21 protein-coding genes are annotated in these 25,662 nt (G+C 36.5%); 4 read left to right on the top strand and 17 right to left on the bottom strand.

Annotation, left to right across the window (positions count from 1 at the left end; translation table 11 throughout):
• The first annotated feature begins 96 nt into the window (after positions 1 to 96).
• Positions 97 to 675, top strand: coding sequence for a hypothetical protein (locus ABM313_RS08285; RefSeq protein WP_434687199.1), 579 nt, complete (start codon positions 97 to 99; stop codon positions 673 to 675).
• A 36-nt stretch (positions 676 to 711) separates the two neighbouring features.
• On the opposite strand, the gene ABM313_RS08280 is transcribed toward ABM313_RS08285, so the two are convergent.
• Both ABM313_RS08280 and ABM313_RS08275 read right to left on the bottom strand, forming a co-directional pair.
• The gene (locus ABM313_RS08280) at positions 712 to 1,641 is read right to left on the bottom strand and encodes a DMT family transporter (protein WP_434687198.1); all 930 of its coding nucleotides are present in this window, start codon (positions 1,639 to 1,641) and stop codon (positions 712 to 714) included.
• Between the two features lie 178 nt (positions 1,642 to 1,819).
• Positions 1,820 to 2,083 (bottom strand): hypothetical protein, encoded by a 264-nt coding sequence (locus tag ABM313_RS08275; protein WP_094535344.1) that lies wholly within the window; start codon positions 2,081 to 2,083, stop codon positions 1,820 to 1,822.
• Between the two features lie 180 nt (positions 2,084 to 2,263).
• Between ABM313_RS08275 and ABM313_RS08270 the strand changes: the two genes are divergently transcribed.
• Positions 2,264 to 2,905 (top strand): Uma2 family endonuclease, encoded by a 642-nt coding sequence (locus tag ABM313_RS08270; RefSeq protein ID WP_434687196.1) that lies wholly within the window; start codon positions 2,264 to 2,266, stop codon positions 2,903 to 2,905.
• Between the two features lie 46 nt (positions 2,906 to 2,951).
• Complete coding sequence (locus tag ABM313_RS08265) at positions 2,952 to 4,586, top strand: ArnT family glycosyltransferase (RefSeq protein ID WP_434687195.1); 1,635 nt, start codon at positions 2,952 to 2,954, stop codon at positions 4,584 to 4,586.
• 101 nt (positions 4,587 to 4,687) lie between these two features.
• Here ABM313_RS08265 and ABM313_RS08260 read toward each other — a convergent pair whose 3' ends face one another.
• On the bottom strand, positions 4,688 to 5,134 hold the full coding sequence (locus ABM313_RS08260) for a Crp/Fnr family transcriptional regulator (RefSeq protein WP_323259212.1): 447 nt from the start codon (positions 5,132 to 5,134) through the stop codon (positions 4,688 to 4,690).
• Positions 5,135 to 5,137: 3 nt separating this feature from the next.
• The gene (locus tag ABM313_RS08255; RefSeq protein WP_434687193.1) at positions 5,138 to 8,242 is read right to left on the bottom strand and encodes a hypothetical protein; all 3,105 of its coding nucleotides are present in this window, start codon (positions 8,240 to 8,242) and stop codon (positions 5,138 to 5,140) included.
• On the opposite strand from ABM313_RS08255, the gene ABM313_RS08250 reads away from it, so the two are divergent.
• Complete coding sequence (locus ABM313_RS08250; RefSeq protein WP_434687191.1) at positions 8,242 to 9,033, top strand: PD-(D/E)XK nuclease family protein; 792 nt, start codon at positions 8,242 to 8,244, stop codon at positions 9,031 to 9,033. The genes ABM313_RS08255 and ABM313_RS08250 overlap by 1 nt on opposite strands.
• 19 nt (positions 9,034 to 9,052) lie before the next feature.
• Here the strand turns inward: ABM313_RS08250 and ABM313_RS08245 are convergent, their stop codons facing one another.
• The 13 genes from ABM313_RS08245 to ABM313_RS08185 form a co-directional block, all read right to left on the bottom strand.
• A complete protein-coding gene (locus ABM313_RS08245; protein WP_434687189.1) occupies positions 9,053 to 10,135 on the bottom strand; it encodes a glycosyltransferase family 4 protein in 1,083 nt (360 codons plus the stop codon).
• Positions 10,136 to 10,137: 2 nt separating this feature from the next.
• The gene (locus tag ABM313_RS08240; protein WP_434687187.1) at positions 10,138 to 11,016 is read right to left on the bottom strand and encodes a glycosyltransferase family 2 protein; all 879 of its coding nucleotides are present in this window, start codon (positions 11,014 to 11,016) and stop codon (positions 10,138 to 10,140) included.
• Positions 11,017 to 11,021: 5 nt separating this feature from the next.
• The gene (locus tag ABM313_RS08235; RefSeq protein WP_434687185.1) at positions 11,022 to 12,059 is read right to left on the bottom strand and encodes a glycosyltransferase; all 1,038 of its coding nucleotides are present in this window, start codon (positions 12,057 to 12,059) and stop codon (positions 11,022 to 11,024) included.
• Between the two features lie 86 nt (positions 12,060 to 12,145).
• On the bottom strand, positions 12,146 to 13,063 hold the full coding sequence (locus tag ABM313_RS08230; protein ID WP_434687183.1) for a glycosyltransferase family 2 protein: 918 nt from the start codon (positions 13,061 to 13,063) through the stop codon (positions 12,146 to 12,148).
• A gap of 16 nt (positions 13,064 to 13,079) precedes the next feature.
• Entirely contained in the window at positions 13,080 to 14,297 is a 1,218-nt protein-coding gene (locus ABM313_RS08225; protein ID WP_434687181.1) for a glycosyltransferase family 4 protein, read from the bottom strand.
• Entirely contained in the window at positions 14,294 to 15,214 is a 921-nt protein-coding gene (locus ABM313_RS08220; protein WP_434687179.1) for an NAD-dependent epimerase/dehydratase family protein, read from the bottom strand. Before ABM313_RS08220 ends, ABM313_RS08225 begins: the two co-directional genes overlap by 4 nt.
• 277 nt (positions 15,215 to 15,491) lie before the next feature.
• Complete coding sequence (locus ABM313_RS08215; RefSeq protein WP_434687177.1) at positions 15,492 to 16,277, bottom strand: class I SAM-dependent methyltransferase; 786 nt, start codon at positions 16,275 to 16,277, stop codon at positions 15,492 to 15,494.
• 23 nt (positions 16,278 to 16,300) lie between these two features.
• Positions 16,301 to 17,695 (bottom strand): glycosyltransferase, encoded by a 1,395-nt coding sequence (locus tag ABM313_RS08210; protein WP_434687175.1) that lies wholly within the window; start codon positions 17,693 to 17,695, stop codon positions 16,301 to 16,303.
• Between the two features lie 6 nt (positions 17,696 to 17,701).
• A complete protein-coding gene (locus tag ABM313_RS08205; RefSeq protein ID WP_434687174.1) occupies positions 17,702 to 19,378 on the bottom strand; it encodes a hypothetical protein in 1,677 nt (558 codons plus the stop codon).
• 2 nt (positions 19,379 to 19,380) lie between these two features.
• Positions 19,381 to 20,103: a class I SAM-dependent methyltransferase gene (locus ABM313_RS08200; protein ID WP_434687172.1), complete on the bottom strand. Its 723-nt coding sequence runs from the start codon at positions 20,101 to 20,103 to the stop codon at positions 19,381 to 19,383.
• Positions 20,104 to 20,249: 146 nt separating this feature from the next.
• Complete coding sequence (locus tag ABM313_RS08195; protein WP_434687170.1) at positions 20,250 to 21,170, bottom strand: glycosyltransferase family 2 protein; 921 nt, start codon at positions 21,168 to 21,170, stop codon at positions 20,250 to 20,252.
• The gene (locus tag ABM313_RS08190) at positions 21,158 to 22,096 is read right to left on the bottom strand and encodes an NAD-dependent epimerase/dehydratase family protein (RefSeq protein WP_434687169.1); all 939 of its coding nucleotides are present in this window, start codon (positions 22,094 to 22,096) and stop codon (positions 21,158 to 21,160) included. The genes ABM313_RS08195 and ABM313_RS08190 overlap by 13 nt, the downstream gene beginning before the upstream one ends.
• Before the next feature lie 63 nt (positions 22,097 to 22,159).
• On the bottom strand, positions 22,160 to 25,660 hold the full coding sequence (locus ABM313_RS08185; RefSeq protein ID WP_434687167.1) for a glycosyltransferase: 3,501 nt from the start codon (positions 25,658 to 25,660) through the stop codon (positions 22,160 to 22,162).
• Positions 25,661 to 25,662 lie beyond the last annotated feature (2 nt).

Below are 25,662 nucleotides of genomic sequence, written 5' to 3'. Positions count from 1 at the left end.
GCTCTCCTCAATTCTTAGATTTTGTTTTTTCGGTGTTGTGTAATCTGTCAGCTTTATGCTTTCATCAATATTACAAAGTGAAGCATTGAATTAAGTATGAAAAAATCTGCCTCTTTTGCTGCTGGCTTAGTTTTATTGGCTCTAAGCGCTTGTACTCCTCCATCTGCTCCAACTAGTGAAGCTCCTAGCATAACTAAACCAATAAAAAGTTCAAATACTTGGCAAGACTACACCTCTGAGGCTGGAAAGTTCAGCGTACAGATGCCTAACAAGCCAGAAGAGAGATCTGAGGAGAAAAAAACTGAAATTGCTACAGTCAAGATGAACATGGCAGTTTCTGAATTTAATGACTCGGCTTACTTTGCTAGCTATGCTGATTTTCCAGAAAAGTTTCCTGATTCAGAGATCCAGCCGCGATTGAATGAGGCAATGAAAGGCATTGTGGATAGTTTGAAAGGTAAAGTCAAATCTTCAAAGGAGTCCAAGCTTGGGAAGGCTTCATGCCTTGATTTTGAAGCTAGTGGAAAGATACAGGTTATTGATGCTTTGTTCAAAGGGCGTATTTGCCTTAATGACAATCGTCGTTTCTATCAAATGTTTGTATTGGCTCCCGCAACCAAATTCTCTAATACTGATGTCGATCGCTTTCTCGGTTCTTTTAAAATTAACGAGTAAATTAACAAAGAACTTAAAGAGACGCATTGCGTCTCTTTAAGTTTTAGAAGTCGAACCTAAAGAAATAATCATCGAGCCAATTACCACGGCGATCGCTCCTGTATAGCCCAATAAACTCAAAGGTGATGGTGGTAAAAATTGTGGTACAAAATGGGGCAAGATTGCCGAGGCAGCTAGAGTCACAAGGGGTGCAAGAGTAATTACCGCACTGACCCGCGAGGCTTCCCAATGTTCGAGCGCTGCCGCAAATGCACCATAGGCAATCAAAGTATTGAAAGCGCAAAATATAAGAGCTATTAAGGGTAATCCAGATAGAGTCAAAAGTCTATGGGGATGAGCCATTGGAGCAAATAGTATAGAGGCACTGAGATATAGACATAACAACACGGAAGTTGAAGGCAGATTGAGTAATAGTTGCTTTTGGGCAAGCCCATAGAAAGCCCAAACGATCGCTCCTAGGACTAGAAGCGTATTGCCCCACAGATATGTGTCGAGGGTAGTAATGAGCGATCGCACTTGATCATGGGAAAACAGTAAAAGTCCACAAACGAGAATTGCCACTCCACCCCATTGGCGATAGTTGTATTTTTCTTTGAAAATGACCAATGAAGCCATTCCCATCATCACAGGTGCGATTTGGGTGATTACTTGAGCATTATTGGCTGAGGTTTTGCCTACACCGATTAAAAACAAAATATAGTTGAGCGAAAGTCCACCAACGGCTACTAAAAATAATGGTAAGGAAACTTTCTGCAATTTTTGCCATGTTGGGAGTTGCTGGCGTAGCGCTAGGTATAGTCCCAGAACAAGCCCTGAAACAGTAAAGCGAAACCAAGTAACGGTAAAGGGATCTAGCTCTTGGAGGACAATCTTAAGAGCGATCGCCAAAAATCCCCATAACAAAACTGTGAGCAACGATAGCGCTAGCCCTAAACGCGATCGCCCAGAAACTTGGTGTAAAAGCATTGAAATTTAGTCACATAAAATTAAAAGGGACGTATTGCGCCCCTTTTAATTTTATAGCTGCCGTCGATTGTGTTAGGACAAAAGCAAAACCCAAGAAGAGAATGGCGGCGCGAAGCGCCGCCATTCTCTTCTTGGGTTTTATGTCCTCATACACTTGGCGACAGCTATATGCAAAATTTTATGCAAACATTTCGACACTAGAAGAGTAAATCGGCTCAACATGAATGGCGATAACACGCTTAGGACGGACTAACAAAATTTCGTTTAATTCAGCCCTTACAGGAATAGGCATAAGATCATCCTCATTTGCCTTTGCCTTGAATTGCGATGCATACCAAGTTTTAACTTCTTCGATAGTCGTAAATTTTGTGGTGACTTCCTGTCCGCCTTCTAGCTTTAAATGCACGATGTATTCATTAGGCTTTCTGGGTTCTCTCGGCATCTCGATCTACTCCGTCTAAATTTCGCGTAATCATGCTGAATTATATAGCAAATCACAGTAGGAGCATTTCATGAATTATGCATTACCTCTTATTTCCATACGTGATTGTTGAGAATTTGCGATTGCACAGCGACTCGGTAATAGACTAGTTAATAACTGATGAGATAAGGGAGTTAGGTTATGACCGCAGTAATAAGTCCCCCAAGGGAGCACATAATTTTAAAGAGCATCCATTGGGAAACCTATCAATCTTTGGTACGAGATTTGGGAGCGCAGCCTAGCAAACGTTTGACCTATGACAATGGAGTTTTGGAGATTAGATTGTCGCTACCACCTCATGAGCGTTACAAAAAATGGTTAGGGCGGTTGGTGGAAATCATCACAGAGGAGTTAAGGATTGAGATCGCGAGTTTGGGGTCTTGTACTTGGAGCCGTGAGGATTTACGGAAGGGATTGGAGCCTGATGAGTGTTATTACATCCAGAATGAGGCGGCGGTGCGTGGTAAAGAAACAATAACTTTATTAGTCGATCCGCCGCCAGATTTGGCCATCGAGGTGGACAGTACGAGCAGTTCACTGGATCGGATGGGAATCTATGCGGCGCTGGGTGTGCCTGAGGTGTGGCGTTATGACTTTAAAGTAATGACGTTTTGGGTGTTGGTAGATGGTGTGTATCAGTCTTGCGAGACTTCGATCGCTTTGCCATTGGTGAAGGCGATCGCGGTGCAGGGTTTGCTGAGTGAGGCGGTGAGTATGGGTGAGACAAGTTGGGCAAGGTGCGTGAGGGAGTGGATAAGACAAATAGCCAAGCTGGAAATATAACTATAGCGGTTTAAAATTATTCGTACATTAGTTAAAGGAATTTAGAGTGAAAATTCATAAGTGGGCGATCGCCATATTATTGTGGGGTTTCCTGTTTAGGGCTGTATGCGCGATCTATCTCAACATCGGCTTTGACGAAGCTTACTATTACCTATATACCCAAAATCTCAACCTAAGTTATTTCGATCATCCACCACTAGTGGCTTTTACCGCAGGAATTGGGATCTGGCTAACGGGTGCAGTTACGCCTTTGACGCTACGAATTGGGGGCGTTTTACTTTATACAGGGACATTAATCTTTTCCTATTTGGCTAGTCGTAAACTGTTTGGCGATCGCACAGCCACTTTAACTCTGGCGATTTTGACCACAATTCCGATTTTCCAGATTGCCTTTGGGATTCTCACTCTGCCCGATAATGCTTTGATGTTTTTCTGGTCAGCTTGCTTATGGGTTGCTGCCGAAGAATTTTTTCCGTCTGATCAAGTTTCTAATCAAGTTAATGATTACAAACCGACCTATCGCCTTGCAATTATTGGGTTGCTAGTTGGTTTAGCATTTCTAGGTAAATATCATGGAGTGCTTCTCGGTGGCGGATTAGTACTATTTTGCTTGCTCAGCCGTCGTCATCGCGTAGCGTTGTTCTCAATCTGGACTTTAGCCGCGATCTCTTTATTTGCGATCACCATTTCTCCCGTGCTGATCTGGAATTCCCAACATGAATTTGCCTCATTTCGCTTTCAGAGTGGGCGGGCTGTACCTTCGCAGGGCTATAACCTAGAGCGATTGTTGGTAACCATTCTATTAGCGCTGGGTTATCTGTTTCCTACGTTTGGGTTTCCCCTATGGTGGACAAGTTTTCGGACAGTAGGGGAGTTAATACAAGTTGCGACAAGACAAAACAAGACAGAAGAAAATAATCATGAATTAGCGATCGCCGAAGATATTCTGCGTAACAAAAGATTGCTAATTCTCTGCGTTTCAGCACCAATTTTCTTTGGATTTACTTTTATGGGCGGATTTATTCAAATTTTGCCCTCATGGCATATGCCAGGATTTTTTGGGGCAACACTTTTACTAGGCGAACGGGCTGCTCAAGTGCAGTTAAAGCGTCCTCAATTTATTCGCAATTGGCTTTGGGGATCGGGGGTGGTAATTCTGCCACTGTTGCTAATTGGCTTACTGCATGTGCATTTGGGGATCGCGCAGAAAGGTGGGGATGCGGCGATCGCAGGTGGTTTCTGGGAAGCCAAAGATGATCCCTCTACCCAGATGATTGACATTGGACAGTTACGCCAAGCCTTTGTTGATTCACCCATGCTAAAAGCAGAATTAGCAAAATCCGATTTTGTATTTAGCAATAATTTCTTTGTGGCAGGGCAAGTGGGCATGGCGATCGAACCACTGGGCAAAAAAGTTACCTGTTTTGATGAAGATTTGCGCGGGTTTGCCTATTGGAGCAAAGCTGAAGATTTTGTTGGTAAGACTTCGCTTTACATCACTTCAGAGCAATTTCTAAAAGATGAAAGATTTCCCCAACCCTTAGATAAATATGCTGGTTACTTTCAATCTTTAGAAAAAATTGCAGACATTCCGATTAAACGTGGTGGTCAAGCAGTCCAAATTTTTCCAGTCTATCGTGCTTCACCAATGTTAAAACCCTATCCACGACCCTATGGATAAAAAGCAATAGAGGTGCGTGGCTTCGCCACGCACCTCTATTGCTTTTTATAGCTGTCGCCATTCTCAAATAGTGTGAGGCGGCGCTTCGCGCCGCTATTCTCTTATTTAGGGTTAGCGGCTTGCAACTCATTGAGTTGAATATTTTGGCTGCGAATACGACGGGATAGCAAACGAATAATATTTACGGCAATATCAGGAGTTTCATCGATCGCTTCATATAGCTGCTGCTGCGTTAGCACTAGACAATCACAACTCGAAATAGCCGTTACCGAAGCCGATCGAGGTTCTGCATCAAACAGCGACATCTCGCCAAAACAACTACCCTTGTCTAAAATAACCAGATCCTTATCCCCCAAATGCACCCGCACTCGCCCCGCAACCACAATATATAGCGATCGCCCCTCTTGACCTTGGGCAAAGATCATTTTGCCAGATGGATAGGAAACCTCGTTCATGATCGAAGCAAGGCGCACCAAGAAGTCATCGCGCAATTCCTTGAAAATTGGAACTCCGCGCACCAATAGCAATCGATCAATACTGGTTAACATTGCCTAAGACTCCCCATACCCATTTGGTTTGCCGCCCATTCTGGCTTTTATCTCAGTATCTATATCATTACTGTCATGCAAATTATCACTTAGATTTAGAATATTTTTGCCATTATTTTGAAAGTAATAGGAAATAGCCCTTGCTTGAGCCAGCACCAAAGAATCGCGATCCTTTAATAGACGGGGCAAAACTTTAAGCAGCGATCGCGGCGAAGCAACCTGCAAATAGGAAATAACCGACTCCCTAACAAAACCTGTGGGATGTTCTAGACATTTCAGCATCGCCTCCGCAGGTAAGCTCCAGTATTGTGTCCTCGCCACATGAAAACAGCAAGCTAACGTCCAGTCTGATAGGCAATAGCGCAAATCCACAAGCTGCTGTAACCGTTTGGACGGTGATAGGGGCTGATAGGTATGAATGTTGGCAAGGACACTTAATTTATCAGCGATCGAGCGATTATCAACCACTGATAGGATAATTTGTTTAACACTCAAGTCCACTGTATTGTCTAAGATTTCCATGCCGCGAGCGAGACTGCTCTTAGAGTCAGACAGAATATTAAAAGCTGCCGCTTGAATTGCTGATGCTGAATAAAGTAATTTCATCATCAAGAAAATTCGTTCCAAGCTACTGAGCGCTTCATTTTGCAACGAATCGATCAATAAACTCGCTTCTGTGGTGGAGACTTGATCCACAGACAGATCGACTACCCCTGCCCAAGCCTCAGTCATTACCCCAAGCTCTTGAATCACCATTTTCTCAATGCCACTACGCCCAATCAGTTCAAGGATTGCTTCAATGCCTTGCTCTTGGGGTATGCGTATGAGAGTACGCAAAATTTGTCGTCGATGCTTACCCCAAGATTTAGACAAATTATTGGCTAGTACTGAAATGGAAGCCTGAGAGCCAATTTCACCCAAAATGTCCCATGCAAGTATGCGTACATTGTCTGGACTGCGTTCGCTAAAGGATAGTTCTAGCAAAGATGGGATCGCGTCATCTCCAAGGGTTACTAAAGCCTCATGCGCAGCTTTGCGCGTTGCTTTATAATGCAAACCCCGAATAATCGATGGGAAATATTCACTAGCACGCGTCGCGGCGATCGCCCTTAGCAATGCACAACGCACTTCAATCGATGGATCTTGCAACAACTGCGGAACATAAAAGCGTAGAGACTGCATAAAAGCTGCTTCAGCTAAAGCCCGACAACCTAACACCCGTTCAGGTTGTGATGAGCTGGTAATCATATGCCGCAAAGTATTAGTTGCCTCAGCAACCTGTGAAGAAGCCCCAAGCCTCATCATCAAAGCCACCGCAGTACCCCGAATAATTGGATTTTGCTCTGGTCCCAAATATTTGCGTAACCCATCAATATCACGATTCTTCTCATCGGCAAGCAACACATAGCGCAAGCATAGAGCTTGTACCTGTGGCGATGCATTAGGAGACTGCATCACTTCGCGAATATAGGACAGATACTTAGACTCAGGATTTTCCAGCATCGCGGCAATACTTTGCGCCTGTAAGTCTGGTGTCATCTGCGACAACATTGGCGCAAGGGTCTCGCCCACAGCTTGCGGTACAATTTGTGTCAATAGATCAATACAAACTGATTGCTCAGTCTGGGTTTCGGCTCTAGTCATCGACTCCGACACTGCCCGACGAACTTCGCGAGTATCGACAGTTAACAAACTCAATTGCCCACGTTCTACGCTCTGGATTAAAAGCTCTAAATATCCCCGTCGCAATAACCAAATAACTATTACCCAAACAATTGCAACAAAAACAATTACCCCTGCAAACCAATGAGCGGAAATAGCAGCACTGACATTATTAAGTCTAAAAACTTCACTTACAACCCAAATTAATACCCCTGCTCCACCTGTAGCCAAAGGATCGGCAATACCTCTCACAAAAGACTGAATCTGGCTACGAAATATGTCTGGTACAGCCTGAAAGAGTGTGGGTGCTGTCGCTGCGACAATGGTGAACCGAAATAATTCATCAAAGAATTTCAGCACCACAAAACCTGTCAATAAACCAAACGGAGCAAATCCTGCGATCGTACCTGTAATGATGATGCCCACAGGTGGCATCAGAACCGCAAAAAATACACCTATTCTTTCAATAATTCGACTAGAGCCAAAAAGCTGGAGAGCAAGCTTAAAGACCCCCATAATTCCGCCAAAAATCCCCAGAAAGCTACCGATCGCTTCTTCTGTTTTTAGATGAATTTCCAGTTGTGACTGATACTGAAACTCAATCATGAAAAATAAAACTTGAGCCGCAATAAAGAAGCCAAACAACAGCCAAACATACTTGCGGATGTTACCTTTTAGCGTGCGAGTAGAAATTTCGCGATCTTCTTCACTGTTATAGACAGAGTTAGGAAAAGCTTGTTTATAGCGGGTACTTAAATAAAACAGTACGCAAGATCCGATCGCTAACATCAAACAAGTGGCAAGGGTCATATTCGTTGCCCCACCCCAACTTACCAACAGTGGATAGGAAAACCCCGCTACTATTTCCGCAACAATAATCCCTGTACTAATTAGGGGAAAAGCTCGTTTAATTTCCCGAATATTAAACAACTGGTTTGCCGCAATATCATTATTAATATTGCTAAGTACATAAATCCCCTCAACCCATAGACGAATTCCGAATACGGCAGCCAAGTAAATAAATGATTTGCCTTCTTGCATGAGTCCCATCCATGCTAAAGGCAGTGGCAGAGCCAGCATACAGGAGATGCCTAGCATGACCCAACGTAAAGGAAATATCTTCTGCAACCATGAATAAAATACGCCTAAAGCAGTCACCACAAAAGCTGTGGCAATATATACCCAAGTGAGATTTTCAGCCGAGTAGGCTTGAAGAAACAAGGTAGAGCTAGAATACTCAAGCCATACCGCTCCAATCGAGGTTGCACCGTAAAATAAAAACATCAACAAAGTACGTTCAGCTTCATCTGGACGCAGGTTGACGATTTTTAAAAATCGGCGCATCGAAGAATTGGAGTCGGGAATGACAGGTGCATTCATTTGGGTGTATTCATGGTTGATGGCGATCGTTTGACGATATCGTACTACAAGAACGCAAATCTGCAATGATAGCTATTCCGCCAATTACTTCAATTTCACAAGGTCATCTCAATATTTGGGAAATTTGTCAGCGTAAATATCAATATAGTTTTTTAGAGGAATTGAGTTTACCTGAAGCTGATTTGCAGAGCAAAGAAAATTTGCTGTTAGGCTCTAATTTTCACTTGCTAATGCAGCAAAAAGAGCTAGGGCTAGATGTAGCAGTACTAGCAACTAGTGACCCCAAGTTGCAATTATGGCTATCGGCTTTTGACCAGAAACCTCCAGAGATGATCGCAGGCGATCGCCTTTGTGAACATCGACGCACATTGGGAATGCCAATCGAAATGTCGCTGCATCATAGTCAGAATAGTGTTCATGGTCAAGGGTATTTTGTCTTAACTGCAATTTACGACTTTTTGATTTTGGGAGATCTCCAAGCCCAAATCCTCGACTGGAAAACCCATCAAGTAGCGATCGCTGCAGAAAAACTAAAAAGCAATTGGCAAACCCGCCTCTACTTATATCTTCTCGCTAAAACAACTAACTACTCACCTGAGCAATTATCAATGACCTATTGGTTTGCCAATACGGCTGAATCCGTGATTATTTCTTACTCACAGGATGACTATATAAGTACAGAAATCAAGTTAAAGCAAATTTTGGCAGAAATTAACCAAGCGATTGATTATCCAAAATTACCGCTGCATAGTTCTGAATGTAACTATTGCGAGTTTCGCGATCGCTGCGATCGGGGCGATATGTTAACTAACTCTGCATCTAGTAATATCGCCGATATTCCCGAAGTCACTATTTAAGAGGATTACATCAAGAGCATTACAAAAATCTTTGTAAAACCTCTACAGTTGCTTTTCCAGTTTTCTCCCAACTAAACAAACTAGCTCTAGCGAGACCAAGCTCGGATAGTGTAGCTCTCAATCCTGAATCACTAGCGATCGCCTGCATTGCATCAGCAATTTCTTCCACATTATAAGGATCTATCAAGATCGCCGCATCTCCAGCAACCTCGGGCAAAGATGACAAATTAGATGTAATTACAGGAGTCCCACAAGCCATTGCTTCAAGTACGGGTAAACCAAACCCTTCCCAAAGTGACGGAAAAACTAAAGCGATCGCGCCATTAATAATTTTGGGTAAATCGTCATAAGGTACATAATCTAGAAATTTAACTCGATCAGCAATACCTATCTCTTTTACTTGTTTTTTTAAAGCTGGTGTGTAGCGATCGTCCGAAGGTCCTGCCAGCCAAAGTTGATATTCATGATGTGATGGTAAACTTCCAAAAGCTGAAATTAAACGACTAACGTTTTTGTACGGATCATGCCTACCAATATATAAAAAGTAAGGATGTAATGATCTAGATTCTGTCTTGTTTCCGATTTCTCGAAAATGCTTCGCATCATACGCTAAAAGAATAGGCGTAATTTTATGCGATGGGATATGGCAAAACTTAACAATATCGTCAGCAGTAGATTGGGAATTGCAAACAATATGTTGTGCCTGAGATAAAACCTGAGGTACATAATATTGGTTATAGGGTGTAAGCGGAGAAAAGCGTTTAGGAAATCTCAAAGGAATAAAATCATGAGCCATCACCACTGTAGAACATTGAGACCATAATGGGGCTTCTGATATTGGTGAAAACAAAAGTTGTGACTTTAGCTCTCTATAGATTTTTGGCAATTGAAATTGTATCCACATTAAACGACGTAGATGTCCTTTAAATCCTTGTTCTGCTGTTTGACTAACAGGTGTTTGATAGCAATTATAGTTATGCAAAGATCGTGAGCTTAAAATTATCGGCTCAACCTTCTTCAGGAAAGGCAAAATACTAAGCGCATAGATTGTAGTGCCTGTAGGCTTAGTTAATAAAAATGAATAGTTAATTAATACAGACAAGGTTATTTATAGACAAAAACTAATTTTATGATTTCTAGATTATAGAAGTTGGGTGATTTTAGATATTCGTATAAAAATTTAAATAGCAAATATATTTTTAAACATAAGATTTCCCAAGATTGGCAATGCTTATGGTAGTAATAAATTTGACTCCTCCTATATTCTAAAGACATCTTGTTTGATGATTTTTTAACGGAATGTCCTCGCAAGTGAATAATAGATATATGAGGAGTATATAAAACTTTATATCCTTTATCTCTGACTCTTTTACATAAATCAGATTCTTCAAAATACATAAAAAATCTTTCATCAAATCCCCCTAATAAATCGAACAAATCTTTCCGAATAAAAAAGGCTGCCCCAACAACAATATCTACAACTTTAATAGATTGAAATTCTTTTTCAATGAGGTCTAATTTATTTTCATCATAAGAACTTTTATGCATTTTTTTTGCTTTGATTTCCCCTGCAAAACAAATTGCAGGTGAGAAGGAAATCTGAAATTTTCCATCAGGAAAAACTAGTTTGGGACCAATGATACCTACATCTAAATTTGAATACATTAATTCTAATAGATGGGGCAGAAAATTACTTGTAACTATTGTATCAGTGTTCAATAAAAACAAAAAATCTCCCTTAGCTTCTCTAGCTCCAGCATTATTTCCTGCTCCAAATCCAAGATTTTGAGTCAACTTAATTAATCTTATGTCAGGAAACTTACTCTCAATAATATTGATACTATTGTCCTGAGAGTTATTATCAACAACAATTATTTCAGCGTTATGCTTAGGAATAAATTTTTCTAAAGAGCTTAGGCAGTCAACTAAAACATCTTCTCCGTTAAAGTTAACTAAAATAATTGACACAAAATTAGAAGTCATATAGATTATCCATTCTTAGTAGTTTTTAAGTATCTATTAAGTAATATTTGTTTCATCCTTTGCAAATCAAATAAAATTTTCAATAACCAAACTCTCAAAGCTACACCTTCAGCATTATATCCTGACAATATACTTCTATATAATAATTCAATTATTTTTATTCCAAGATCAAAATTTTTATCTTCAAAAGGATTACTCCAATTTACAATGTCTAGCTCTTTTTTAAATCTTTGATAGAACACATTACTAAAATCTCTTCTAACTAAGTAACTATTAAGAGAAAGCTTAAATTTCTTTTTGATTAAAAGTATTACTTGTCGATAAAGTCTTGAAGAATCTTTAGTTACACCTACATTATTTAAGCCATGAATTCTATACATAACTAAAGGCTGACGAATATGCTCTATTCTACCTTTTTGTGCTGCAACTAAAGCGATCCACCAATCATGATACCAGTAGATTTTATCTTGTTCAGGAAACGGGAGTATATCGTTTACTATAGATTTACAAAATATTAAGGAGCATCCAGTTACTACATTACAAAGTAACAGCAAATCTATTGATAGCTTTTCAGGATTCCGACCTTCAAACTCCCAAGTTGATTGATTAATTACTTGGTCTTTAGAATCTATCATTTCCAAGTCAGAATGAGCTAAAACTGCTTGTCTTTCTCTTAGTTTTGTTAATAATATAGATAGTTTTTGAGGATGCCAAATATCATCTTGATCTGATAAAGATATAGCAGTAACTGAATCATCTTCAATACAATACTTTAACCCACGTTCAAAATTATAATAATGATTAAGATTTTGATTATGAAAATGGCAAACAAATCGTGGATCAGCACTAACAATCAACTTGATTGATTCTTGTAAATCTATTGAAGAAAAGTCATCAACAATATGACAGATCCAATTTTCATGAATTTGATTTTTGATTGACTGAATCTGTTTTTGAAAATATTCCAAATTAGGATTATATGTAGCTAAAACAATACCTACTTTCTCTAATGTTTTCATTTTATTAAATTGAATAATCCACATTCATACAAATTGCTCCCGATAAATATAATCTCCAATAAAATCAACTAAATTAATAATATTAATGTCTACTTAAAACGTTGATTGAATCACCAAGTTTTGCCAAGTTTTCCTAATAGTCCATGATAAGTTCCTAACAAGCAAGCCCATATTTTTAATTGCTTATCGCTAAAGTCATAAAGTATGATCCAAAGAATATTAATAAGCATGTATTTCAAACGCTGCATTAGACTAGTGAAACGATAATAACCTTGAGAAAATTGTATCTCTAAATATGTATGGTTTCGGCAAATATAGTAATGACGTAAAGCAGAATATTGTTGAACTTGACGAAATTTATGCATGAATTTCACTCTAATGGGATTCCCGTAATTGTGATGCATTGTAGCTTTACTGGAAATTAGATTATGAAATCCCTTTTGTCTTAGTCTAAATCCATAGTCGAGGTCAATACCGTCGATGAACAAATCAATGCAAGGAGGAGAGACCTCTTGAGCCGCAACTAATGAAATTAATGAACCTGATGTTATAGGTGAATCACATTCATAAAAATCAACATCATTATTATGTTTAATTCCCCGAAAGCGGTCACAACAAAAAACTGCACCTTCAATAATTTTACCTGTCCTAGGATCGGAAGGCGTTGGAGCAACAATACCAACTTTGTAATTATTTTGTTGTGTTGCTTCATTATATGTAGCGATTAATATTTCCAAGCAGGTTTGCGAGGGAACACTATCTTGATCAAATGTCCATAGAAAGTCATATCCTTCCGCGATCGCCCATTCAATAGCTTTTATCATCCCACTAACAATTCCGATATTATCAGGATAGTGATGAATCAACAACTGAGCATTTTCATTATCCAATTGCAGTGGCAGATTAGAATTATCTACTATATAAATAGTCTTAACTTGAACTGATTGAGATCCGATAGATTGAATACACCTATTGGCGGATTCTTGATCTTGATAACATGTGATGTATGCTGCTACTTTTGTCTGCATATTACGTGGTAATTTGCTATTGTTTGATGATTCTATTGACTCTTGCCTTGATTTTTAGCCTTATAGATAAGGGTATTATTTGTTTGATTTTCTTGAAAGTATTAATAATCATATATTCCAGCCTTGATAGTTTGTATGAATTTATTATTTCTGGATTTTCGCATTTTAAGAAGTAATAATCTGTCAATAATTTTCGTAAAACTTCAATTCTTTCCCCTTTAACATGAGATGTTCTAGAATGGAAAAAAAGACTTGAGAAAAAAGACTCAAGCTTGTCAATAGAATGATCCCACTGCATAGAATCAGCCGTTATCCGTCCGTTTATCTGAAGTCTTTTATATAAATCTTTATTTTCAATTAATCTTTTTAATGCTTGACGAGCTAACTCAGTATCTCCATTAGGTATAACTAAAGCATTATATTCGTCAACAATATATTCATCGTATCCCGTAACATCACTAACAATGCATACCCCACCACAAGCCATCATTTCTAAAGGTGGTCCAAAAAAACCTTCTACATTGCTAAGTTTGACTAGAATATCACAACTAGAATAAATCCTTTTCATTTGACTAAAATCAACCTTATAAAAGAAGCGATCAATCTTCCAATCCGAAGAAGGTTTGCCCCCATTTGAAACACACCAAATTTCACAACCTAAACCTTCACTTGCTTTAATTGCTTCTTTTACTTTTTTAAAAGGAGAATCTATAGTACCTTCTACTAGTATTCTTAACTTGTCTTCTCTCTTTTTAGAAATTGGGTTGTCAGCATGAACAATACTAGTATCAATAGCATTGGGGATATAAGCAGCTTGATGACCAAATTCATAATCCAGCCAATCAACAATCCACTTTGCTTCAGTCATATAATGAATGTTACATAAATAAGTCAAAACAACCCAGTTCTTCATGATTAGATCATCATAAAAACGGGTTTCATCTGATTGAACAAAGTAAACTTTATGTTTTGCTGGTAATTTAAGAACTTGAATTAATGTATCCCAGAACGTAGCAACACAAATGTCAACATCTTCTGGGAAATCTTTGGAATGAATTACTGGATAGTTAAAATTGGGAAACCAAGAGAACGAAACTGGTGTAGCAGGAACAGTTTCATCTAAAATACAGATAGAGACATCATGTCCCCTTTTAGCTAGACGAGAAACATGTTGTATAACTATTATATGTCCGCCGCAAAGTAAATTAGTAGTAAGTACATAAACGATCTTCATATTAGTGTTTTAATTCCCTCTTCTAGACTAACTAAAGCTTGGAAATCTAATTCTTCTTGAGCTAGATTTGTGCTTGCACAAGAGTGTTGCACTTCTCCTTGTCGAGACGACAAAAAATTAGGTTCTAAATAATAGTTTGTATGCTTAGAAAGTATTTCTAGTAATTCTAATAAGTTCGTTTTAACACCAGTGCCAATATTAAAGACTCGATGTTTACTTACTATATTACTTGGTAGCGTTGCAGCTAAAATATTAGCTCTAGCAACATCAGAAACATGTATAAAATCTCGACTTTGGTGTCCAGTACCATATATTTGAGGGGCTTTTTTTTGTCGGTAACACTCTACAAAGCGAGGAATTACTGCTGCATAATCTGAATCAGCTCTTTGGCGTAATCCGTATACGTTAAAGTATCTTAAACATATTGTTTCTAGACCATATGAGTGATAAAAGCTCTCAGCTAGTGCCTCCGCAATTAATTTACTAGCAGCATAAGGAGATTTAGGATTAGGCAAATAAGATTCTTGTAACGGAGGTTGATGATTATCTCCATATACTGAACAGCTTGAAGCAATTATGACTCGTGAAACTTTTGTTTGTAATGCAGACCACAGTACGTTTAATGTACCTGTATTATTAATTTGATTCGTTAAAAATGGATCTACTAAAGATTCGGTGACTGATGTCTGAGCGGCTAGATGAAATACATAATTTACTCCTTCCATTGATGCTCGAAGCTGCTCTAAATCAGTGACATCACCTCTTATAATATTTATTTTTGAACTAATTGAACTAAGGTTGTTTACATCACCTGTTGAGAAATTATCATAGACAAATGTAGTAATATTTTGTTTAACTAGCTCTTGAGTAATATAAGAGCCAATAAATCCTGAACCACCTATAACAATTGCTTTCATTTTACGCTCCTAGACTATAAAAAAATTTGAACTTGAACTATATTATATTCACAGCCACCTAAAGGAGGCTGAAATTTAGCAATTAACTAAAAGTGTTTTTCTTCTTAAGTGTTTTTGTTTTTCATTTGTTCAACTATCCAATAGATTGAAATTATACTTTTTTGCAGCGATTTACAAAAATATATTCTAAATATTGTATTGGATTAGATACTTCTTACATCTTAAATAGGTGTTAAGCATCAAAACAGTAAAATCATTTTCAGATTTAACTTGTAATTTAACTTATTTTTTCTAGCTCAATAGTCATAAACATTCCCAAAAAATTATTTAAAGGAGTCAATATAAATTCAACAAAAACTATTAATGGATAAGTAAATGAAGGAAGAAGCTGGCGAAATGATAACCCCCCACTTATTAAATATCTAAATGGTGTATGAAATGAGATTGAGCATATCTTAAGGTTAGGGTATTCGTAAATGAACTGTCTGACATCTCTCTGGAAAATAATATGTGGTATAGCCATATTTGCCCCAGATAGTGGACCTCCTTCTTCAAAACCCCAACCGCCATTGACATCAAAAGGCTCATGGTGAAATCTAGTATATATAAACCTTGACCAAATTGTATTAGCCGGCTCAATCATCACCACCTTTCCTCCAACCTTTAAACAACGCTGCATTTCTTGAAAGAACAAGCGGGAATCTTTAATATGATGTAGAACATCAATCATTAAAAATGCACTAACACTATTATCAGTAAAAGGTATGTCTAAAGCAGAGAACACCTTATCTATCCCCTCATATGCAATAACATCAGAAGTTATTACATGCGGTATTTTTCTTTTGATAAATCCAGCGCCACTCCCTAGCTCAATCACTTCTCCTTCAACTTTAAGTGTTGACAGTATATTAAGAAACTTTCTATAAAATGATAGATAAATATTACGTAAAAAAGTCTTTCTTTGGATGATTTTCCTAAGAATGTATATATTTTCTGAATCGTCTAAGCTCTTAATCTGCTGGTTTTCTGGTAGTTTTAAAATACGGATCAATTCTTTTAACATAGCTAACATTAACGACCAAAACTTTAAATGAATTTTATCTTTTGAGCTGCGTATAGACACATTTTCAGTAAGACTAAACCTTCTTTTATATGTTGAATGTTTGATTGACCATACGTACGAGGCATATACCTTACGGGAATATCTTGAATCTGTAGCCCTAATTTAGCAGCCCCAAACAGTAAGTCAAAGTCTCCAAACGGGTCAAAATCCCCAAAGTAACTGCGGTTTTGAGCAATTCTTTCATAGTGGATTTTTTTTAGAACTTTAGTTCCACAAAGTGAGTCTTTGATCTTTGTATTTAGTAGATAAGAAAGCAACCATGCAAAAAAGCGATTTGCCATACGATTGAGCCACGGCATCGTATTTTCGGATACAGGATAAATTAAACGACATCCATTTGCAAATTCACACCGACCTGAGGCAATAGCATCAAAAAAATAGATCAGATCTTCGGGGCGAACAGTCAAATCGGAGTCTAAAATAATTAGGATATCTCCTTGAGCCATAGCAAAGCCCTCTCTAACCGCATTTCCTTTGCCTTTGCCTGTTTGCTGACAAATCTTGATATCCCATTTATCTTGATACTTATTTTGTACTCTCTGAATTTCCTCCCAAGTATCATCACTAGAATGCCCTTCAACAAAAATAATCTCTGTGTGTTTACCAAGCCTTGGCATTCGAGTAATACAGCTTTCGATATTTCCTGACTCGTTACGGGCTGGAACAATCACAGAGCAGGTTAACTCTCTAGCATTCTCTTGAGATTCGTACGTGCTAATACGAGGTCTAGCAATAATATATTCAGTTAAGCACAACTGATTGAATATAGGTAAAGGTGCAATAAATTTATTAACAATATATGAAACTAGAGCAATATTTCTAGGAAATAAACAACGTTTACCATGCTTAATTACTTCAAAACCAGCCAAATTAAATAAGTTTTCAATATCTTCTAAGTTTAACCAATTTAGAGAAGATACTGGCATTCTCTGCTTAAGGAATGTCGCTAATCTAAGGAATAATTCCCAACCAGGGTTGTGAAAAGTTAAGATTACTCTGGTGGATGAATGACACATTTTTGAGAGGTTAGTAAAAACCCTCTGAATATCACCAACATAACTGATCGTATTTGCTAATAATATGTAATCAAACAAATGGTTACTTATAAATTCTTCAGCATCAATAGCTTCAAATTCAAGGTGATTATACTTTTCTTTAGCATTTTCAACTGCTAAAGGGTTTACGTCTATACCTAGTCCGTAATCTGGTTTTACTTTATCTAGCAAATCACCTAATCCACTACCAACTTCCAGTATCTTAGTGTGTGGCTGAACCCAAAATTGATAAAAGAACTCTATGTCTTGGTAGTAATATGAGTTTCTGTTTCGCCATTTCTGAAGTTGTCTGTAGGTAAACATGAAGGTCTAAGATCTAGAATTAATTTTCTTATACAATAGTACATGCGATTGATCGTCAACGAATATTTCTCTTATAAATTTCGGACTACTTTGAATGCGCTCAAGAATAGGGAAAGACACTAAATTAAGTGGATTTGCAGCTTCAGCTTGCGATCGCGGTTTTAAAGTAGCAAAATAATTGATATTTAAGTCAAATAGTCTTGACCATGCTTTATCTATGTCTTTTTCAGCATATCCTAATGAAGTGTAATAACAACGAAAGTCTTTTTTTAGTTGCTGCTTTGCAGAAAAGTATGATGCTGAATTAGCATTAAACCAAGGAAGCTCTAAACCAATTATGTTATACCTATCTTTCTCGCTTTCAATTTTACAAGTAGTATCTACTAGTTTAGATAGTAATTTCTTGTTTGTACTACTTCTGTCAATTGGATACAACCAGTATGATAAATTGGGATTTTCTGGAGTAATACCTAGGGCTTGTGATTGAACTATAAATAGTTGTAAAACTAGTGCAAATCCAGTAAAAAAAACTAATAACTTTTGTTTTGATATTTTCAGCATCCAAGCTATTAATATAGATAAGTAAGGTAATAAAGGTAGTAGATACCTGTTCTCCTGATTAACTTGAAAACTAAAAACGGACAAAACCAATATTATTTGTGACAATGAAATAATAGTTGTTAGATAAAAATATGCTAATCTCTGTGATTTAGTTATCTTCTTAAAACCATAAATTTTTTTCGCTAAAGTTAATATTAAAACCCCAACTAGGCAGAACAGAGTGATGGGGACAAAAAAGCTTTGTTGAAACGCCACTAACCAGTAATGTAGTTTATATAAGAAATCAGCTTTTTCCCCATACAAGAGAGATGCTTCACCCGAAGATGCTTGGATAGAGAAAGATAGAATGTTCTGGAAATTTTTCCCATACCATAGCAAAAAACTAGATAATAAAATAAAAGTAGAAATATACAAAGGTTTAAAGGTTGACAAAAAACTTGATTTCTTCAATTCCTTTAAGTTTGACCGATCTAAAGATTTATTTTTAAATAATTTATTATAGACATGGTAGATAATTACAAGTATCGCGCCAAGTGTATATAAAGGATAAGTTACCTTAGCAAGCATCCCCAGTGAAATTGCACTAATTAAATGTAGTAATATTCTCCTAACTTTCCACTGAGGACTAAAAACCATAATTAGGACAGTCCAAGCTACAGAGGCAGTTTGTAATGGTTCAACGAGGTACTGGTGACTTAATGCCACAGATAAAGGCGCAGAAGAAGCAAAAAAACAACTAATGACGGAGATTAAGAGACTATCTGTTAACTTTAAAATAGTATGATAGATGAGTAGTAAAACAATGAACTGAGTTAGTAGAATTGATAAGAGTAAACCAAATTCTATTGAACTGATAGTCTGTCCAAAAGGCACAAAAAATTGACCTATCCAAGATACCGCAGGTGCCTTAATACCAAAGGCAGATATCATATCTTGAAACCATTCTAAAGGAGAATGAGTTAACCGATAAAATAACTCTACTGATACTTGACCGTACCAAGCTTGATCCCAAGGCCAAACCCTCTGATCTAAGGCTACCCATATAATACTTGGAACAATAGATAAGAATAATACTAAATAAACATATAAGTTACTTAGTTTAGTCAATTGTACAATTTTCATTGTTATGGTTTACAGAATATCGATATACAATCTAAATCGTTGTTGATAATTTGTTGTTTGACGATTTTTAGTCCAGCTTCATTACAATAATCAACAAACAGTTGTGATGTCATGTTGGTTCTCCATCCGGGATTTTGCATCCATTCATTGCTTGAATTGACAACACCATAATTAGAATGGTGGACAAATCCATATCCACCAGATTTCAAAACTCTAAAGAACTCTTTAACATACTCTTTGACTACTAGTTTATCAAAGTGAACCATTGCATCCCAAGAATATATGAATTGCATTGTGCAACTACTGATCTCTTTCAAAGTATGACCATCATTCACATAATAAAAGAAGGAGCATTTTTCGTCTTTCTCCCCAAACCTTTTCTTGCAGGCATCTATGCAACTTTTATTGACATCAATAAGATGGATTTCTTTTGCATATTCTCGTAATTTATTTGTGTTGCGGCCATGTCCTGAAGCAAGATCAATACAAATACTTAAATCAAAATCTTTAATATTTGGATAGATATATTCATTCCATTGATCATCCATAGCAGGCTCAGCCAGATCGAAGTAGGTTACGTCTGGACCAAGAAGAACATCATGTGTATCCCTACATTCTTGAATCTGTTTGTACATGATTGCTTCTTTGTTATCAGATATTGGTGTAGTGACAACATTGGACTTGGATGAAAAAAGATTTTGAATAGATTTTATTAATCTTTTCATAGGGTAATTTGAGTTTAATAGAAATATTTAAGCTTTAAAAATAAATAATATCTTATTTGTGATCCAAAAATCAAGATATTGTTTATTTGAAATCAATACTCATTATTGATTCTTTAGAGCATTTCCTAATAATACTCATTGAAAATTTAGTATAAGGATGATGTAATAATATGTATTAGTAAACGTACTGACTTCTTAAATCCAATATCAGTAGAGAAATTCCATGTTAAACAAATCGCATCTTTCCACAATTTGAGTTTTAATAATTCTAATATTGTACCATTGGCTACTTCTCCAAGAAAGTAAGTTCTGTCAATTTGTTTTAACATTTCTTGTGCTTTTGAATTTATCACCTCTGCTGAACTAGTTTCATTTTTATAAGCTGATTGAGCAAGGTAAACATAAAATAATTGTTCCCATTTTCGGCTTAATGTCATTCCTGAAACAGAAAATCTATACCGTAATAATGGTTCAGAAATATTAGCTAATAGAGATGACTTACTAACTCGCAACCATAAATCGTAGTCCTCTGCATTCTTAAATTCAGGTTGATAACCTCCAATTTCCAAGATTTTATTGCGTCTCATCATCACTGAAGGATGATACATGCAGTTATATTGCAATAGGGTTTGTTTAATTTGTTCAGCATCTGATGGGAGTTCAACTAAACGATCAAACTCTTGCTTAGCACCCATATGATAAACATAGCTACCAACAACTGCAAAATCTGGATGCCTGAGCATATAATCAAGCTGAATTCTAAGGCGATGGGGTAAAGATTCATCATCTTGATCCATTCTTGCAACAAAATCTGATTTTGCTAAGTTAAGTCCTTCATTCAAGGTTTTAGCTAGTCCTATATTGACCTCATGGAAAATGGGGATAATCCTTGAATCCTTATCCGCGTATTGACGAATAATTGAAGCAGAGTTGTCAGTGGAACAGTCATCAATAATTATTAGTTCAAGCTCTGACATGTCCTGAGAAAGGATTGATGCGATCGCCTGAGGTAAAGTTGAACCTCCATTATAAACTGGGAGTAAAACCGAAACCTTTACTGATTCCATAGTATCTGCTCACATAAGGTTCCTAAACCTTGTTCAAGTTCAATTAAAGGTTCCCATGATAAATTTTCATAAGATTTTTTTATGTTCAGGACTATCCATGATGGTAATTGATTGGTAGTCTGACTTGTTTGCCATACTTCTTTTATCATAGAAATACCAACAATTTTCTCTATTAAGTCTAGGATTTGATTTACTGAATAGCCTTTTCCACTTCCCACATTATAAACTTCGAATGAGGAATGTTTATGTATAACCAACTCGAACATACGACACATGTCCTCTAAATGAATATAATCTCTCACGTTATTAGGATCACCATAAATTTTTATTGGTTGTCGATGAAGAATTTGGTTCAAAGCTACCCCAATTAGACCTTGCATACGCTCAGATGGTAGCAAGACTCCGTAAGGGTTACCGATCCTAAGGCAGGTGGCTGTTAACCATTTTTGTTCTGCACTCAAACGTAAGTAGTTTTCAACAGTAAGCTTCTGAATTCCATAAGAAGATGAAGGTTCGCAGGGATCGGATTCTTTAAAAGATTGGTAATTAAGAGATGGCTTATAAATAGCTCCTCCACTACTAGCATAAATTATATGCGGAGATGCTCCATAGTCTCTGATTGCCTGTAATAGATTGAGTGTGGGAACTAAGTTAAGTAACGTGTCTCCAGAAATATCCCTGTTTGAAGTAAGAGGTGTGTTGGTATGTGCAAGATGGATAATTAGATCAAGATTTTTGACAAAATTTGCACAAACTTGATTAGAGTTTAAATCTCCTTCAATCCAAACTACACTTTCAAAGTTTTTAATTTTTTCTGATGATATATTCCTGCTTAAAGCATATAGGTCGTACTTTTCTAGATGCACTAGATAATTCAGCAAATATGATCCCAAAAAGCCTGATGCTCCAGTAATTCCAATTTTCACTACATAGACCTTTGATAAATAACAAGTTGTTCCTTAACTATAATTAATAATTAGTTATTCGCTTTATTCGTAAACATTTTGAAGCAACAATTCTTCAAATAATCTTATATATTTGCTTTGGACAATATTAATATCAAGAAATTCCACAGCATAATTTCTAGCATTTTTTCTCATGCTTAGATAGAGTTCTTTGTCAGTAATCACTTTTTGGATACAACTTACAAAGCTTTTTATATCACCAGATGCACATAGAAATCCATTGTATTCATCCTTAATGATTTTCGGTAATCCTCCAACTGATGAGGAAATAACAGGTACACCCATCGATAAGCTTTCTAAAACAGAGTTTGGCCTCCCATCAATTTCAGATGGTAAGACAAGTAAATTAGAAATTCGTAGGTAGTCTCTACTATCAACGAAGCCAGGTAAATATACTTTATTCTCTAATCCATATCTTTTTATTAATTCTAATATTTCGTTATATAAATAACCGTTGCCAGCCATAACAAAATAAAGTGCATCATCATTTTTTAAGTGATTTGCAATTTCCACAAATAGCTTAGGACATTTTTCCTGGGAGAATCTTCCTAAAAAAGAAATAATAAACTTGTCTTTAGGAACTAAATTATCAATTATCTCAATATTATTAACTTTGTTAGGGTCAAAATAGTTGGTATCGACTCCGTTATTAATTAACTGAACTCTATCCGATTGTTCTTGATGCTCTAAGAGAAGACAATTAGCAACTGATTCATTCTCAGCTATATTTATGTCAATGAATCTTGAGTATTTACGATTGTTGTTGATGTGTCCGAATTCATTATATAGTTGGTCAACAATTTTGATGGCTGGGAACTTATCTTTAATATCTTGTAATATGTCGTAAAAATAGCTTGAGCCAGAAAGAAAGATGATTTCTATATTTTGAGATTCAATCAGATAAAAAACTAGCTCTTCCCAGATATCAGAATTAATTAATTTGCATAGATTGTATATTTTGGGAGTGATCTCCTCGTACCTTGCAGTGCTATCACCCATGTCTGGAGTTGTTTGAGATGTTGTGCAAACTGTTACATCAAAACCTTGTATTTTTAATGTTTTAATCAGTTGTAAAATTACTGTGTCAACTCCACCAGTTGTCATCCAAGGCAAAGCAAATAAAATATTATGAGTTTTCTTACTCTCTTTAATATGATTTTCTTGAAAAGGATGTCGTAAATTTACAAATCTATTATTAACAATATACTTCTTCCGATTACGTGTAATTTCTTTAATGGCTTTCTTATTAACATATAGAGTTTTGTGATTATTTTTTACTTGCATGTACAAGGCATCATGCTTTGCAAGAGCAGAAGATATCATTGAAGACCCATGCTTCCGATATAAAAATAATGGTTCATCGATTTTAGCTCCTATCCCTCCAGTTTTGGCGATCGCTAACCAAAAATCCCAATCTTCATAGCCCTCAACCATCGACTCGTTGTAGCCTCCTACAGCCTCCCACATACTACGCTTGAAAACTGCTGAAACATGTAGGCAATTTTGAATCATTAAAGTATCAATATCAAATTCTTTCGTTGGTATGACAGCTTGGCTATCACCAAATTCTTGAACCCATGTATAACAAACATCTACATTTTCAGCTTCGAGCCTAAACAAGCATTTCTCTAAGTAAGTAGGCTTAAGCAAATCATCAGCATCTAAACAGCAAATATATTTTCCTTTCGCTTCTTTAATCCCATTATTACGAGCGGCTGGAAGCTTGAAATTATTAGTCCTAACTATCTTTGTTTTAGGCTTATTTAACTTTCTTAATAAGATTATTGTGTCTGGATCGGTCGAACCATCATCAACAACTATAATTTCAAAATTCTTGTAAGTCTGAGCTAAGACTGAATCAATCGCTTCTTCTAGATATTTGCCATAGTTATAACAAGGGATAATCACACTAACTAGAGGTAAGTCACGAGACCACTGTTTTTGCTCAATGACCACTAAATTATCTTTCTTAGCGTTAGTATTAACATTGAATTTATTGTTAAAAACCTTATAAAGGGTCAGCAATGAAAAGCCCTGATCTTCATTACTGATACCTATTTTTTTTCTAATCTCAAACCATTTCTCTCTAATTTTCCAGAATTTACTGCTTTGAATAGCCTTTAAGTTGATTTTTTCTTGTTGTAGTTGAGATTTAGTTTGTTGTAGTCGCGATTCAGTTAGGAGTAGTTGAGATCTGGATTGTTGTAGTTCAGATTCAGTTTGTTGTAGCTTTAACTTGGTTTGTTGTAACTGAGAATTAGTAATTTCAAGTTGGTATCGAAACTGAGACTCAACTTGTTCTAAATTAGAGGTTAGATATTCATTTTTATGTTTGATTTGTTGCAGATTATAGAAATCTATACCTTCAAGATTGCGAGTTTCATTGAGATAATCTTCAATGAAAGTGGATGAGATGTTTTTGTCAATATCTAGGAAAATAAAATTATTTTCTCTTCTAATACTTTGACTTGTATCTGCTGCCTCTTCAGTATTGTAATTGACTATTACTTCTATATTGTAATAGAAGTTTTTTGTTAATTCAATAACTTTTGAGGTTTCTAGACACGAAGATTCTTCATTAACTATACAAATTATGCTTGAAGGTAAAATCGATTGGCAGAGTAAAGACTCAATTTGATAGACCAATCGGAGAATATCGTTTCGACATAAAATGCCAACTACAAGATTAGAAATATTTTGAAATGGATTAAAGAGTTGTAATGGAATTTCTTGATGAACAGAAATATTTTTAGTTTCTAGAATAGGCTTTAAGCTTAGACGATAGCCATTTAAAAAATGTTGATTCAAATCATTTAAATCACTCATCTGAGCATGACGATTACTATAAATATTTTGAACCTTATTAGCTGGTATATTAACAATCTTACTCTCAGCGTAACAGATCATCTGATGCGCTGATATCGGTCGCAGAGCTAGCTGAGTTTCTAAAGTGTTGGGGTTATTAAATGATCGATTGGATTCAATAAGATCGTATATTTCAAGAGTTCTAAATATATGCCCATCAAGAGACATGGGATAGCCCCAGTCTGAGTTTTTAGGTTGCTTTTGCCAATCCCATACAAGATTTGTGTCGAATGGAGGGGGAGGAGAGAAAATATTTGATGTGTAACAATACTCAATATCAGGAGAAAGCCTCAGTGATAAGCAAAGAATATTTGAGTCATTAATAAAAGTTTGAAATGTATTGTCTGCAAGATTAACAGGTGACTTGAATACTAAGTCATCAACGAGGAACATTGTGTAGGGATGATCATTCTTAAAGCATTCTAAAACTAATTGTTTAAATGAATCAGCAACAAATTGGTCCTGAGACTCTGGGAAATAGTTGAATGATGGAAATTGTTTTTTTACTATTTCATATCCCTGTTCATATTCTCTGTTTGTGTAACTGAAGATAATATTTACAGAATAAAGTTGCCAATCTTGAAGGTATATTTTTAAACTTCTTAGTAATAGCTCTAACTGACAAGATCTATTTTTACTAAAAATGATTATGTTTAACATGG

The sequence above is a fragment of the Pseudanabaena minima str. Chao 2107 genome (genome assembly GCF_051131155.1).
Classification (GTDB): Bacteria; Cyanobacteriota; Cyanobacteriia; order Pseudanabaenales; family Pseudanabaenaceae; genus Pseudanabaena; species Pseudanabaena minima.
This window is presented reverse-complemented; position numbering and strand designations above follow the sequence as displayed.